This window comes from Bradyrhizobium sp. ORS 285 (assembly GCF_900176205.1).
Taxonomy (GTDB): domain Bacteria; phylum Pseudomonadota; class Alphaproteobacteria; order Rhizobiales; family Xanthobacteraceae; genus Bradyrhizobium.
Genome location: NZ_LT859959.1, coordinates 3,773,717 through 3,788,089 on the forward strand (window position 1 = coordinate 3,773,717; position 14,373 = coordinate 3,788,089).

The following is a 14,373-nucleotide window of genomic DNA, read 5'->3' on the forward strand; positions in this document are numbered from 1 at the left end:
TGCAAGGACGCTACCCCCGCCGGGAGCCTGGATGACAGATACAGACAGTGACAATTGTCACCAGAACAGATTTACGCTTGAATTGTCTGTATGGACCGGCGCACACCTGCTCTGCCCCTCTACGAAGCTCTCGCCGACAGCGTAACGGCGCTCGTCGATGACGGCGTGTTGCGCGCCGGGATGCGCGCGCTTTCGGTCCGCAGCTTCGCGGCCCAGCACGGTGTCAGCCTGACGACCGCGCTGCAGACCTATCGCCTGCTGGAGGATCGCGGCGTGCTCGAGGCCCGGCCCAAATCCGGCTTCTACATTATGGCCAGGCCGCACCAGCAACGCCCGCTTCCGACAGCCTCGCAGCCGCCGTTGCGCGCCACGCAGGTCTCGGTCAGCAATCCCGTCTTCAGCGTGCTGTCCTACGCCAGCGATTTCTCCTATGCGCCGCTCGGCTGTGCGATTCCCAGCGCCGGCCTGCTCGCGGCCGAACGGCTCGACCGTCATCTCGCCCGCTGTGCGCGGGTCCACGGCCGCCGCTACAATCTCTACGCCGATCCTCATGGGGATGCCGAGCTGCGGGTCCAGATTTCCGAACGGGCCTTGCGCCTGGGGCACGCGGTGGCCCCCGAGGGCGTGCTGATCACCAACGGCTGCACCGAGGCGCTGAACATCGCTCTGAGCGTGACCACCAGGCACGGCGACACCGTCGCCATCGAATCCCCGACCTATTTCGGCCTGCTGCAGGTGCTCGAGGCGCGCGGCCTGCGGGCGCTGGAGCTGCCGACCGATCCCGTGAACGGCATAGACGTTGCCGCGCTGGACAGGGTGCTCGGCGCGCGGCGCGTGTCGGCCTGCCTTCTGGCATCGAGCTTCAACAATCCGCTGGGTTACCGGACCGGCGATAAACGCAAGGCCGAAATCACCAAGGTGCTCACGCGTCACGGCGTCCCCTTGATCGAGGACGACATCTACGGCGACATCAGCTTCGGCGAAGAGCGGCCGCGCCCCTTCGCCGCGATCAGTCCGAAGGCCGACATCATCCTCTGCAGCTCGTTCTCCAAGACGATCGCGCCTGGCTATCGCATCGGCTGGCTTGCCGCCAATCACCGTCACGACCAGATCCTGGCGGCCAAGTTCGCGCTCTCGCTGAGCGGCGCGGCGCTGCCGCAGAAAGCGATGGCCGACTTCCTCGGCTCGGGCGGCTACGACGCCCATCTCAGGCGCATCCGCAAGGTGTTCGCCGGCAACGTCGACCGGATCCGACGCGTGGTCGATCGCAGCTTCCCGACAGCGACGCGGATGACCAACCCGCAGGGCGGCTTCGTTCTCTGGCTGGAGCTGCCGAAGGGGTTCGACTCCGACGCGCTCTACGCCCGCGCCATCCGCGAGCGCATCTGTTTCGTGCCCGGCGGGCTGTTCACCGCCAGCGGCGGCTATCGCAACTGCCTGCGACTGAGCTGCAGCCATGATTGGGACGCGCGCATCGAGCGCAGCGTCGCGCGGCTCGGCGAGCTGGCTCACGAGCTACTGGCATAGACCCTTGGCTCCGCAATAAGCGGCAATCGGTGCTGCGTTGAGGTCTCGCCGTCTCCACTGTCGTTATGCTCCGCCACCCGGTCTGACCACCGGCAAGCTGGTAACCGTTACCCCTTGCTCGACATGGAACCAGAGGCTCAGCTCCGACGCAGACCTGCAGGGATGCGCAAAATTCCCGTAGAATAACGGGGTCTTCTCCGACGCCTCCTAAATCGACGCAACCAACGAGCGAACAGAAGACTATGGGAAAACCATATTGGCCGCATGCTACCTAAGCATGTACATAGGAGTAGCGACCTATCCGTCACATCATGTTCTTTGACCTGATTCGCAAGGACGCTCGACTCGATGCCCGGCCTCTCATTTGAAATCCTCGTTGATGACGCCCTAGCCGAAGTAACCTCCGCTTCCCAACTCGCGACGGCAGTCAACAAGAGAGTTCTCAGCCTAATCAACGACTTTGAAGACGGCGAGTGGCGCTACCCAAAGTTTCAGAGCTACCTTTGGGACAATATTGCTCACACCGCTCTATCGCAAAGAGAGCGATCCGCATTGATCGACCACAGTCATAGTAGCCTTATAGCCGCCGCCCAGAACCTCCGACTAACTGACAAGGACGAATTGGGCCAGGGCAGTGAGATAGCCGAAGTATTTTTGTACGGATTGATGCACCATCGCTTTGGCGCACTACCCGTTGTTCCAAAGATCTTCTACAAGCAAAACGTTCAAGACAACGCAAAAGGCGCAGACAGCGTCCATATCGTGGTGAATGGGGACGACTTCACGCTTTGGTTCGGCGAGGCCAAATTCTACAACTCCATCGTCGATGCGAGATTAGACGCGATTGTAACCTCTGTACTCAACTCGCTATCGACGGATAAACTCAAAAAAGAGAACGCAATAATCACAAGCGTCTCCGACCTAGATGGCCTGCCAATCGCCGCGAACGTTCGCGAAAAGATAAAGGCCGCCTTGAGCAATCGCGAGTCCATCGATTATCTAAAGCCCAAAATTCACATCCCAATTCTTCTGCTGCACGAATGCACAACAACCAAAGAGACAAAGGAATTATCAGAGCAGTACAAATCAAAGATAATTGCATATCATAAAGACCGAGCGGCTTCGTATTTCTCAAAGCAAATTGCAAAGTCTGGAGCAATTAACAAATACGACAAAATTAACTTTCATATTATTCTCTTCCCAGTTCCGAGCAAAAAAACAATCGTTGACGCATTTGTGCACGCAGTAGCTTTCTATAAAGGGCAAACATAGTGGAAATTTTCGAGACTTGCCAGGAAATCAACGGGCTGTTGTCCGGGCGAAACGAGATGGCGGCTCGAAACCTACTGATTCGACTGCTAGCCGAACTAGAACGAACTAAGACGCCCTACCCTCAGCTTGTGAATCATATGATACGGGAAACTGGGCTGTTTCCTTATCTTCAGCTTGCCAGCGCATCTTGGGACCAGAAATACGTCCACCATGCGTTTGAGGTCGACGTCGGCCGTCGGCTCGCAACTCTACACCGAGAACAATCAACAGTTCTTGCCAGGCTACTAAATGGAAAGAGTATCGCTGTAAGCGCTCCAACAAGCTTCGGCAAGAGCTTCATAATAGACGCGTTCATAGCAGCAAAGCGCCCCGACACGGCCGTCATTATAGTCCCAACCATCGCTTTAATGGACGAAACCCGAAGGCGGCTCTTTAAGAAGTTCTCCGAACATTACACCATTATAACCGCACCAGACACGCGTCTTGGCACAAAGAACATTCTGATCTTCCCTCCAGAGCGCGCATTTGGATATCTGAAGTTACTCGAACAAATTGACCTCCTCGTAGTAGACGAATTCTACAAGGCTAGCCAAGAGCACGACCCCGCCCGAGCCCCTGCACTTATCAAAGCCATTCTAAAGCTCTCCAAGAATGCCACTCAACGATACTACCTTGCCCCCAATATAAAAACACTAAAGGATAATTTGTTCACGCGCGACATGGAGTTCATCGAACTCTTGGACTTCAATACAGTGTACCTAAATATTCAGGAGCCATATAAAGAGATCAGAGGAGACATAGAGAAAAAAGGCGCAAAGCTAATAGAATTAATGTCTACCGATAAGCAGAAGTCGTTGATATATGCGGGAACCTATTCTGAGATCAGAAAGATCTCTGAACTTGTTGTAAAGCACCTCCCTCTCGTAGACCGGATATACACGTCATCTTTCGCAAAATGGCTCAGAATAAACTATCAATCCGACTGGACACTGGCCGACCTAGTTGAACGGGCCGTCGGAGTTCACAACGGCAGCATGCACAGATGCCTTAGTCAACTTCAGATAAAGCTATTTGAATACGAAGATGGCTTCGACAGTATAATATCGACTTCATCAATCATCGAGGGGGTAAACACTTCTGCGCAGAATGTAGTTGTATGGCGAAGCAGAGCAGGAAGCACCAATCTAAAAGATTTTACATATAAGAACATCATCGGGCGCGGCGGCAGGATGTTCAAGTACTTCGTCGGCAACATCTACCTGCTAGACGCGCCACCGCGACCCGAGGACAACCAGCTTGACATTGTATTTCCGGACGAGATGCTCGGAACCTTGGACGAAGTCGGCGACGTAGAACAACTGACGGACCATCAACTCGAACGCATTATCGAGTACAAGACCCAAATGGCCTCCATCATTGGGGAGCAGGAATTCGCTAGACTTAAGCGCGAGAATGTTTTGCAAGACAGCGACGCAGATTTTCTACTGCGGCTAGCGAAAAACATGAAGGAAGCCCCCGAAGAGTGGAGGGGATTTGGCTATCTCAACTCTTCAAATCCTGCTGATTGGGACACAATGTTATTCAAAGTAATTGGCCTCAAACCGGCTGGATGGGATTCCGCATGGTCTAATGTGGTGAATGTCGCTAAAGCAATTGCTCACAACTGGCGCCGAGACCTACCTCAAATCATTTCGTCTTTGAAGAACAACGGAATAAGCATCGAAGAATTCTTCAAGCTAGAACGCACGATTACATTCAAGCTGACCGCTCTTCTTAGCGACACCAATGAGCTGCACAAAATAATCATTGACCCCTCTGTAGATATTTCAGGATTTATAGGGCGTATGAGTCGGGCATTTCTGCCGAGCGCAGTTTACCACCTAGAGGAGTACGGCCTTCCACGAATGATCTCGAAGAAGATCCATGCGGCCGGCTTAATCGATTTTGAGGAACCCGAGATGGATCTCAGCAATACGCTCGAACGCTTCAAGGCTCTGGGGAGAGAAACCGTGTTAGCCGTAAAATCTCTCGGTCCCTTCGATCGCTATGTAGTACGCTTCTTCTTTGACGGGATAACTCCTGACGAGCCGCAACTGGCAGAGGTCTCTGAATAGATGTTGCGTATACGTGATCGTAGCGGCCGTCGAGAACGTTCTCCCCGGACGCTCCATCACGCCAGCGTGTAGGGAATGTCGCATGCTGGAGAAGGCAGTATCAAGCCGTCCCTATCGCTTCGCCGGCAACACGAACACCTGGCCGGGATAAATCAGGTCCGGCCGGCGGATCTGTTCGCGGTTGGCGCGGTAGATGATGGCGTAGCGCGTGCCCTCGCCGAGCAGACGCCGGCTGATGTGCCACAGGCTGTCGCCACGCGACACGGTGATCGTCCTCGCGCCCGTGCGGCCGGGTGACGGCGCCATATCCTTGAGGTCGCCGGGCGAGGCCGATGCGAGCTGCGTGCGCGCGCCACTTCCCTGCCCTTGTTCCCGGCCCGCGGCCGCAGGCAGCGAGGCCGTGGTCAGCGCCTCCGGCACATTCAACGGCACCTCGGCGCGCGCCTGAACGGTGCCGGTCTTGGCATCGACCTCGTCGAGCCGCAGCCGGTCCTTGCCGACCCAGGTCGCATCCTTGATGGTCGCCGCGATGCGGCCATCCGCACCGGCTGTCGTCGTGTTGACGAGCCGATCGTTGAGATAGATCCGCACGGTCGCCCCGGGCCGGCCCCGGCCGCTGACGCGCAGATTGCCGTTCGGCTCGAAGTCGACGGCCTCGACCGCAACCGCCAGCGGCGCCGATGCGGCCGGCTTCGACAGGACGCGCGTCGCCTGGTCCGGCGCGATCACCGCAACGGTCGCCGGCCGCTTGCCAGCCTCGACCACCACCGCCACGCTCTGCTTGGACGACATCTCGCGGCCCTCCGGCTGCTTGGCCCGCAAGGTCAGCTCGAACGTCCCGGCCGGCAGCGGCGCCGGCACCATGGAGAATTGCCCCGAGCGATCGGCGACCACTCGCGCATGCGGCTCGCCATTGCGCAACAACTCGACGGTCGCGCCGGGTGCAGCACGACCGGCTACGACGGTGTCGCCCGACGGCTCCACGCTGACCACATCAAATGACGGCCCGTCGCTCTCCGCCGCAGACGGCGCAACCGGTCCCAGCAGCGCAGCCAACCCGCTCGCCTGCTGCTGCGCCGTCGCCAGCGCGGCCGCGGCCTGGCTCGGAGCCCCCTTGCCTGCCGCGACCGGCTCAGCCGCCGCAGCGTGCTGCTGCGCAGCGGGCGCTCCGCCCGTCGGAGAGCTTGGCACCGCGGCATTCTGGCTCGCAGACGTCCCGTCACGCTTGAAGATCGAGAAATCGAGACCAAAGCCGTGCGCGACCGCGATGGCTACGCCTGCGATCGCCAGCACCGCAACGGCGCCGCCGCCCCAGATCAATCGTCCGCCGGTTCCGATGCTCATGCGGTGATCCGTCCCTGTGCGAGCGCGAAGACGACGGCTCCGTCAGCGGGGAATCTCTCTTCGCTCATAACATCATGTAGGGCGGAATGCCATTGCTCGGCGGCCCGGGTCGCTCATCGAACCGCCCAACCTCCTCAAGTGTGACTTCGGCGCGTCGGGTAACGCAGGATCTGCCGCGGGACGTCATGGAGCCCAACCAGACGTCGTATGACGACACGCCCGGGCGCTTCCGGGATTCGGAAGAGATCGACGCACACGCAATTTTTCTCTTTCGCTTTTCCAGAATTGATGTATGATCCGCGCATCCTGCCTCGTTGCGAGGGACGTACGCGTCGTCACGGACGTTGGGGCGGGGATGCGGTGGACGTGGCTGCGGTGCATGACGGGCATGGTGGCGCGGACGGCGAAGTCGCGTGGTCCTGACCTCCCGACGCTGAGGTCAAGTCGGTGCTGGCAGACGCAAGGCACTGATGACGGGGGCAAAAAAGCCCGGTCCCCGGGGAGATCGCGTATAAGCCGTAAAACCATCGCGCGGGGAATGCTGGGTCGAACCGGCTGAACCTGTGGTGACTGCCGCCTGCTTATTCTTCTGCAGGCGGGCCATGGGTGAGGCCTTCACCCGGCATTCCCCGCGCCCTCCTCTTGAGGGCTCGCTGCCGAAACACTCGGGCGCCGGCGCGCTGCGAGATCAATTCTGCACGTTGCCGCGCACATCGTCGACCTCTGTACTCGTCCCACCCGCAAAGCCGAACGCACAATGCGTAATCATACGGTGCCCAGGCTTTACGCAAGGTTTAACGATCGGTGGCTCTCTTGCGCTTGTTCCAGAGTGGGAATTTCGAATCCGAATGCAATGATGCAGCAGGAGACCATTACGCGTGCGCAAGAATCTCCCGGTCACGACCAATGAATACCCGATCACTGACGAGACGCTGATCGTCTCGCGTACCGATCTCAAGGGCAGGCTCACTTATTTCAACGAGCAGTTCGTCGATGCCGCGGGCTTCACCCCCGACGAACTCATGGGCCAGCCGCACAACATCATTCGTCATCCCGACATGCCGCCGGCGGCGTTCGCCAATCTCTGGGACACGCTGAAGCAGGGCAAGCCATGGGCCGGCGCGGTCAAGAACCGCCGCAAGAACGGTGACTTCTACTGGGTGCTGGCGACCGCCTCCGCCATCCGCGAGAACGGCGAGATCACCGGCTACACCTCGATCCGGACCAAGCTCCCCGCCGACCAGCGCGCCGAAGCCGAGAAGGTCTATGGCCTGCTCAACGAAAACAAGGCGCAGGATTACGCAATCAGCGCCGGCGTCATCCGTCGCCGCTCGGTGTTCGACCGGTTGTCGTTCTTCACGGGCACGGTGAGGGCGCGACTGACGACGCTCGCCGCGGTGCTCAGCGTCTTCATGCTGGTCATCGGTGCGGCCGGCCTGCTGTCGACCCGCAGCAGCAATATCGGCTTGAAGTCGATGTATGAGGACCGCACCGTGCCGCTGGCACAGCTGTTCGAGATCAACGACCGAGTGCTGCAGAACATGTCGGCGCAACAGTCGGGAGCGATCAACGGAAAGGCAGGAAAATCGATCGATGGCATCGCGCCGCTGATCGAGGAGAACAGTGTCCGCATCACGAAGCTGTGGGCCGACTACATGGCGAGCTATCTCACTCCGGAGGAGAGGTCGGCCGCTGACGCCTACGCGATCAAGCGCAAGACCTATCTCGAGGAGGGCATCAAGCCGGCGCTGGCGCTGCTGCAGCAGCGCAAGTTCGACGAGGCCAGCCAGCACATCGCCACCAAGGGACATGATCTGTTCGAGGCAGCCAAGCACGAGCTCGACAAGCTGGTCGCCATCCAGGTCAAGGAAGCCAAGGGACTCTATGAGGAAGCCGAAGGTCAGTACTATGCCGTGATCTCGCTCGTCGCTGCGTTGATCCTCGCCGGCATCGGCCTCGGCGCGCTGTTCAGCCTTCAGACCATCCGCGCAGTGCTGCGGCCGGTGAAAGTCCTCAACGAGGCGATGCAGAGCATCACCGCGGGCAAGCTCGACAACCGCATTCCGGTGGAGCGTGACGACGAGATCGGCGAAGCGCTGCGCCATCTGCAGACCGTGCAGTCGATCGTTCGCTTCAACAGCGAGGAAGTCAAAGCGGTGCAGCGCACCGCCGAGGCCAAGCGCAAGGCGGGAATGAGCCAGCTCGCCACCGAGTTCGAAAGTGCGATCGGAGGCATCGTGCAGACGGTCTCAACGGCGTCGTCGCAGCTTGAGACCTCAGCGGGCACGCTGTCCTCGAGCGCGGCGCGCTCGCAGGAGCTCGCCACCACCGTGGCGGCCGCGTCGGAGCAGGCCTCGACCAACGTGCAGTCGGTGGCCTCGGCCACGGAGGAGCTGACCTCCTCGGTGACCGAGATCAGCCGTCAGGTGCAGGAGTCCGCGCGGATCGCGACCGGCGCCGTCGAGCAGGCCCGCGTCACCAACGACCGCGTCAACGAGCTGTCGAAGGCGGCCGCGCGGATCGGCGACGTGGTGGAGCTGATCAACACCATCGCCGGCCAGACCAACCTGCTGGCGCTGAACGCGACGATCGAGGCGGCGCGTGCCGGCGATGCCGGCCGCGGCTTCGCCGTGGTCGCCTCCGAGGTGAAGGCGCTCGCCGAGCAGACCTCGAAGGCGACCGGCGAGATCGCCCAGCAGATCTCGGGCATCCAGTCGGCCACCCAGGAGTCGGTCTCGGCGATCAAGGAGATCAGCACGACGATCGAGCGGCTGTCGGAAATCTCCTCGACCATCGCCGCTGCCGTCGAGCAGCAGGGCGCGGCGACGCAGGAGATTTCGCGCAACATCCAGGAGGCCTCACGCGGCACCACCGAGGTCAATACCAATATCGTCGACGTCCAGCACGGCGCAGCCCAGACCGGCTCGGCCTCGGGCAACGTGCTGTCGGCCGCGCAGTCGCTTTCTCAGGAGAGCGACCGTCTGCGCCAGGAGGTCAACCGCTTCCTCAGCAACGTCCGCGCGGCCTGAGCCGCTCCTCTCACCGCCCGATCTGCCGGATCGGGCGGCCCTGGCTGATGAAGGCGTAATGGCCGGCGCCGATGCCGCCGACCATCAGCGCCTCGACCACCGGCTCGGCGATCTCGCCGGTCGCGGCCCAGTCGACGACGAAATTGGCGCCGGTGCCGCCGCGGGTGTCCTTGGTCGGGACGAAGATCTCGATCGTCGCGAACGGCTTCAAGGCGACCGGCGCAGCGAGGTGGGCTTCGACCAGCGCGCCGGCCGTGTCGTAATAGTTGATGCGCCGGATGATCAACGGCCGCTGCTCGGAGGCGTTGTGGATGCTCAGGGTGACGGAGAAATCGGCCTGGATCCTGCCGGGCGTCATCGCGACGCTGGAATAGACGGGAACATAGACCGCGCCCGTCACGGTCGCCGCCTCGGCCGGAACCGCGGTCAGCGAGCTCGCAAAGGCGGTCGTCACGCTGTCGGCGGCCCGTGCAACGCCACCTGCGAGCCACAGCGCGAGGAGCGCCGTCCCGATGTGACAGATTGCGGGTTTCCTTGTGCGGCGGCGCGACATAAGTTGCCGCCCCGGGGGTTGCTTCATGCATGAACTGATCGGCGACATCACGCTCTGCATCCTGTTTGCGTGGGTGCTTGGACTGGCCGCGCATCGCTGGCGCCAGCCCTCGATTCTCGCTTATCTGGTCGCGGGCTTCGCCATTGGCCCCTTCGGCACCGGCTGGGTCAAGTCCCAGGAATCGATCTCGGTGATCTCCGAGCTCGGCCTGATCTTCATGCTGTTCATGATCGGGCTCGAAATCGACCTGAAGAAGATCATCCGCGCCGGCCCGGTGATCCTCATTGCGGGCGGCGTCCAGCTGCTCGGCGGCGCCGCGCTCGGCATCCTGTTCTTCGTCGCCATCGGCATGCGGATGGGCGCCGAGAGCTACGACGCGCTGTATCTGTGCGTCGCCTGTGCGCTGTCCTCGACCGTCATCATCGTCAAGGTGCTGTACGAGAAGCGCGAGCTCGACACCCTGCCCGGCCGCATCACGCTCGGCGTGCTGGTCTTGCAGGACGTATTCGCGATCCTGTTCCTGGCGGTGCAGCCGAGCCTCGACGACCTGCACTTTGGCGTCATCCTGCTTTCCTTCGCCCGCGCCGGTACGCTGGTCGCGATCGCGCTGCTGCTCAGCCGCTATGTGCTGCCGCCGGTGTTCCACCGCATCGCGCGAACCCCCGAGCTGATCCTGCTCGGCGCGCTCGCCTGGTGCTTCCTGATCGGCGAGATCGCCGAGCGCCTGCACCTGTCGCGCGAGATGGGCTCGCTGATCGCCGGCGTGTCGCTGTCGACCTTTCCTTACGCGCTCGACGTCACCGCCAAGGTCACGACCCTGCGTGATTTCTTCATCACGCTGTTCTTCGTCGCCCTCGGCATGACCATCCCGATCCCGACCATGTCGGTGGTCGGGCTGGCGCTGGTGATCGCGCTGTTCACGGTGGCGAGCCGGCTCGTCACCACCTTCACGCCGCTCTACATGATGCGTCAGGGCTTGCGCGCGAGTCTGTTGCCGGCGCTCAACCTCGCCCAGATCAGCGAGTTCTCGCTGGTGGTGATCCAGACCGGTGCGGCCGCCGGACATCTGAAGACCGGCACCTCGGCCGCGGCATCCTTCGCCTTCGTGCTGCTCGCGGTGCTCTCGACCTTCGTCATCGTGCGCTCCGATCCGATCGTGCGGCGGACGATTCCGCTGCTGAAGCGCGTCGGCCTGCATGACCTCGACGCAAGCAAGGACGGCGAAGCCGGCCACGAGGGCGGCCATGCCGGCCGGCCGATCGTGCTGCTCGGCTTCTTCCGCACCGCCAGCGCCCTGCTCAGCGAGATCGAACGCAATGAGCCAGCGCTGCTGGAGCAGATCGGCGTCGTCGACTTCAATCCGGTGGTGTTCCGCACCCTCTCCGATCGCGGCATCCAGGTGACCTATGGCGACATCAGCAATGTCGATACGCTGGTGCATGCCGGCGTCGGACAGGCCGAGCTGATCATCCTCAGCATTCCGGATTCGCTGCTCAAGGGCGCCAACAACGAAAAGCTGGTGCGGCATGTCCGCAGCATCAACGCCACGGCCAAGATCGTCGCGACCGCGGATCTGCTCGCCGATGTCAACGACCTCTACGAGGCCGGCGCAGATTATGTGACCGTACCGCGGCTCAGCGATGCGCACGTGCTGCTCAATCTGATCCAGGACGCGAGCGCGGGCCTGTTGTCGGAGCGGCGCAGCCAGGCCGAAGCCATGCTCGCCGACCGCCGCGAGGTGCTGCCGTGACCCGCATCAGCTCTTATCCATCACTCCAGACCCGCCAGATGCAATGCAATGACCAATAGCCACGTCCACGTCGTCGATCACCCGCTGGTTCAGCACAAGCTCACCTTGATGCGCGAGCGCGACCGCTCGACAAAAGGTTTCCGCGAGCTGCTCAACGAGATCGGCATGCTCCTGGCCTACGAGGTCACGCGCGACCTGCCGATCGAGCTGGTCGACATCGAGACGCCGATCGCGGCGATGAAGGCGCCGAAGATCGCCGGCAAGAAGCTGACCCTGGCGCCGATCCTGCGCGCCGGCGTCGGCTTCCTCGACGGCATGCTGGCGCTGATGCCGTCAGCGCGCATCGCCCATATCGGGCTCTACCGCGATCCCAACACGCTGCAGGCCGTCGAGTACTACTTCAAGGCGCCGCAGGATTTGTCAGACCGCACCGTGATCCTGATGGACCCGATGCTCGCGACCGGCAATTCGGCCTGCGCCGCGGCCGAATTGCTGAAGGCGCGCGGCGCCCGCGACATCCGCTTCGTCTGCCTGCTCGCGGCCCCCGAGGGCATCGCGCAGTTCGAGAAGGAGCACCCGGACATCCCGATCTGGACGGCCGCGATCGACGAGAAGCTGAACGACCACGCCTATATCGTGCCGGGCCTCGGCGACGCGGGAGACCGGATGTTCGGGACCAAGTAGTTACCGGCGGAGCCGCCGATGCGTTGGGAGCTAGCCCTTCGGCCGCGAGACCAGCTCGATCATGCGGCCTTCGTCTTCGTCGGGCATCGCCGCCTTCGCCTGCGCGTAGGCTTCGACCGCCGCCTGCGTCATCAGCGGACGCGTGCCGAGCAGCTCTTCGGCGAGCCGGAGGGCGTAGGCGGCATCCTTGTGGCGGAGCGCGGCGGTGAAGCTGGCGTCAGCGAAGTTGCGGGCGATCATCCGCGGGGCGTGGCGCAGCACCTGCGGGCTCGCCGCGACGCCGCCCTGGATCGCCTCGAGCACGAGGCTCATGTCGAGCCCGGCCTGCTCGGCGATGGCGAGTCCCTCGGCGAGGCCCGCGATCTGCATCGCGCCGAGCAGGTTGTTGATCAGCTTGTAGACCGTCCCGGCGCCCACCGGGCCGAAGTGGCGAATGGTGGAGCCGATCGGCGTCAGATACGGTCGCGCCCGTTCGAGATCGGCAGCATCGGCGCCGACCAGCAGAGTAAGCTTGCCGCTCGCGGCCGCTTCGGGCAGGCCTGTCACAGGGCAGTCGAGATAGGTGACACCGCGTGCATCAAGCTCGCGCGACAGGCGCAACGCATGATCGCGCGAGACGGTCGAGCATTCGATCGCAATCGTGCCGACGCGCATCGTCGCCGCTGCGCCATCGGGCCCGAGCCACACGGCCCGGGAGGCATCGTCATCGGCCACCATGGTGACAACGGCGTCGGCGTCGATCGCGGCATCGGCCGGCGAGGTCGACCAGCGCGCACCGCGCGCGATCAGGTCCTCGGCCTTGGCCTTGCTGCGATTCCAGACCGCCACCGAATAGCCAGCGTCGAGATAACGGCCGGCCATGCCATGGCCCATCCGCCCGAGCCCGATGAACGCGACGCGCGCCACCGGCTAGTCCACGTCCTCGATCGCAGCCCCTGGCGTGGTGCCGAAGGCGCGCTGCGCCAAGGTCGCCGCCATGAACTCGTCGAGATCGCCGTTGAGCACGCCGGATGTGTCGGAGGTCTGCACGCCCGTGCGCAGGTCCTTCACCATCTGGTACGGCTGCAGCACGTAGGAGCGGATCTGGTGGCCCCAGCCGATCTCGGTCTTGGCCGCTTGGTCGGCCGCCGCCTTCTCCTCGCGCTTCTTCAGCTCGATCTCGTAAAGGCGTGCGCGCAGCATGTCCCACGCCTGCGCACGGTTCTTGTGCTGCGAGCGGCCGGCCTGACAGACCACCGCAACGCCGGTCGGGATATGCGTCAGCCGCACCGCCGATTCGGTCTTGTTGACGTGCTGACCGCCTGCACCGCCCGACCGCATGGTGTCGACGCGGACGTCCGACTCCTTGATGTCGATCTTGATCGAGTCGTCGATCACCGGGAAGATCTGCACCGACGAGAACGAGGTGTGGCGGCGCGCGTTCGAATCGAACGGCGAGATGCGCACCAGGCGATGCACGCCGGCTTCGGTCTTCAGCCAGCCATAGGCATTGTGGCCGGAGATCTGGATGGTGGCCGACTTGATGCCGGCCTCTTCGCCGAGCGATTCTTCGAGGAACTCGACCTTGAAGCCGTGGGTCTCGGCCCAGCGCGTGTACATGCGCAGCAGCATCGAGGCCCAATCCTGACTCTCGGTGCCACCGGCGCCGGCATGAACCTCGAGATAGGTGTCGAACTTGTCGGCCTCGCCGGACAGCAGCGCCTCGAGCTCGCGGCGGGCGACTTCCTTCTTGAGGTCCTTGAGCGCGTTCTCGGCCTCGGTGACCACGCCGGCATCGTTCTCGGCTTCGCCGAGCTCGATCATCTCGATGTTGTCGTTGAGCTCACGCTCGACCTTGCCGATGCCCGTCAGCGAATCCTCCAGCGAGGTTCGCTCCTGCATCAGCCGTTGAGCTTTTTGGGGATCGTTCCAGAGATTGGGATCTTCGGCGAGCTTGTTCAGCTCGGCCAGCCTTGCCGTCGATGTCTCGACGTCAAAGATGCCTCCTCAGCAGCCCGACCGACTGCTTGATCTCTTCTACGATTTTTTCGATTTCAGCGCGCATATCGCTCTCTTCGGGCAGCAGTCGAAACCGCCGCGTCATGTTCGACAGGGGATGTA

General features: G+C 62.1%; 10 protein-coding genes. 6 read left to right on the forward strand and 4 right to left on the reverse strand.

Annotated elements, in window-relative coordinates; all coding sequences use genetic code 11:
- The first annotated feature begins 90 nt into the window (after positions 1-90).
- The 3 genes from BRAD285_RS16955 (at position 91) to BRAD285_RS16965 (ending at position 4,913) form a co-directional block, all read left to right on the forward strand.
- The gene (locus BRAD285_RS16955; protein ID WP_006614839.1) at positions 91-1,527 is read left to right on the forward strand and encodes a PLP-dependent aminotransferase family protein; all 1,437 of its coding nucleotides are present in this window, start codon (positions 91-93) and stop codon (positions 1,525-1,527) included.
- 348 nt (positions 1,528-1,875) lie between these two features.
- Entirely contained in the window at positions 1,876-2,799 is a 924-nt protein-coding gene (locus BRAD285_RS16960; protein ID WP_006614840.1) for a DUF1837 domain-containing protein, read from the forward strand.
- Positions 2,800-2,936: 137 nt separating this feature from the next.
- The gene (locus tag BRAD285_RS16965) at positions 2,937-4,913 is read left to right on the forward strand and encodes a DEAD/DEAH box helicase (RefSeq protein ID WP_244422366.1); all 1,977 of its coding nucleotides are present in this window, start codon (positions 2,937-2,939) and stop codon (positions 4,911-4,913) included.
- Between the two features lie 111 nt (positions 4,914-5,024).
- Here the strand turns inward: BRAD285_RS16965 and BRAD285_RS16970 are convergent, their stop codons facing one another.
- Positions 5,025-6,257 carry a LysM peptidoglycan-binding domain-containing protein gene (locus BRAD285_RS16970; RefSeq protein ID WP_006614842.1) on the reverse strand — a complete coding sequence of 411 codons (1,233 nt, stop codon included), beginning with the start codon at positions 6,255-6,257 and terminating at the stop codon, positions 5,025-5,027.
- A gap of 878 nt (positions 6,258-7,135) precedes the next feature.
- On the opposite strand from BRAD285_RS16970, the gene BRAD285_RS16980 reads away from it, so the two are divergent.
- Positions 7,136-9,286, forward strand: a complete 2,151-nt coding sequence (locus BRAD285_RS16980; RefSeq protein ID WP_006614844.1) for a methyl-accepting chemotaxis protein — start codon at positions 7,136-7,138, stop codon at positions 9,284-9,286.
- A 10-nt stretch (positions 9,287-9,296) separates the two neighbouring features.
- Here the strand turns inward: BRAD285_RS16980 and BRAD285_RS16985 are convergent, their stop codons facing one another.
- The gene (locus BRAD285_RS16985; RefSeq protein ID WP_244422368.1) at positions 9,297-9,839 is read right to left on the reverse strand and encodes a DUF3124 domain-containing protein; all 543 of its coding nucleotides are present in this window, start codon (positions 9,837-9,839) and stop codon (positions 9,297-9,299) included.
- Positions 9,840-9,864: 25 nt separating this feature from the next.
- Between BRAD285_RS16985 and BRAD285_RS16990 the strand changes: the two genes are divergently transcribed.
- Together BRAD285_RS16990 and upp are read left to right on the forward strand one after the other, a co-directional pair.
- On the forward strand, positions 9,865-11,589 hold the full coding sequence (locus tag BRAD285_RS16990) for a cation:proton antiporter (protein ID WP_006614846.1): 1,725 nt from the start codon (positions 9,865-9,867) through the stop codon (positions 11,587-11,589).
- 48 nt (positions 11,590-11,637) lie between these two features.
- On the forward strand, positions 11,638-12,273 hold the full coding sequence (upp, locus tag BRAD285_RS16995) for a uracil phosphoribosyltransferase (RefSeq protein ID WP_006614847.1): 636 nt from the start codon (positions 11,638-11,640) through the stop codon (positions 12,271-12,273).
- Positions 12,274-12,303: 30 nt separating this feature from the next.
- Here upp and BRAD285_RS17000 read toward each other — a convergent pair whose 3' ends face one another.
- On the reverse strand, positions 12,304-13,179 hold the full coding sequence (locus tag BRAD285_RS17000; protein WP_006614848.1) for an NAD(P)-dependent oxidoreductase: 876 nt from the start codon (positions 13,177-13,179) through the stop codon (positions 12,304-12,306).
- 3 nt (positions 13,180-13,182) lie between these two features.
- Positions 13,183-14,317 (reverse strand): peptide chain release factor 2 gene (prfB, locus tag BRAD285_RS17005; protein ID WP_139020710.1). Its coding sequence is split into 2 segments (ribosomal slippage): positions 13,183-14,247 and positions 14,249-14,317, totalling 1,134 coding nucleotides; the frame shifts between segments, so codons are not numbered across the junction.
- Positions 14,318-14,373: the final 56 nt, after the last annotated feature.

What these genes read in the sequence shown, in the direction of transcription:
- BRAD285_RS16955 (WP_006614839.1), top strand. Translation starts at nt 91, where the DNA reads ATGGACCGGCGCACACCTGCTCTGCCCCTCTACGAAGCTCTCGCCGAC.
- BRAD285_RS16960 (WP_006614840.1), top strand. Translation starts at nt 1,876, where the DNA reads ATGCCCGGCCTCTCATTTGAAATCCTCGTTGATGACGCCCTAGCCGAA.
- BRAD285_RS16965 (WP_244422366.1), top strand. Translation starts at nt 2,937, where the DNA reads ATGATACGGGAAACTGGGCTGTTTCCTTATCTTCAGCTTGCCAGCGCA.
- BRAD285_RS16970 (WP_006614842.1), bottom strand. Translation starts at nt 6,257, where the DNA reads ATGAGCATCGGAACCGGCGGACGATTGATCTGGGGCGGCGGCGCCGTT.
- BRAD285_RS16985 (WP_244422368.1), bottom strand. Translation starts at nt 9,839, where the DNA reads ATGTCGCGCCGCCGCACAAGGAAACCCGCAATCTGTCACATCGGGACG.
- BRAD285_RS16990 (WP_006614846.1), top strand. Translation starts at nt 9,865, where the DNA reads ATGCATGAACTGATCGGCGACATCACGCTCTGCATCCTGTTTGCGTGG.
- upp (WP_006614847.1), top strand. Translation starts at nt 11,638, where the DNA reads ATGACCAATAGCCACGTCCACGTCGTCGATCACCCGCTGGTTCAGCAC.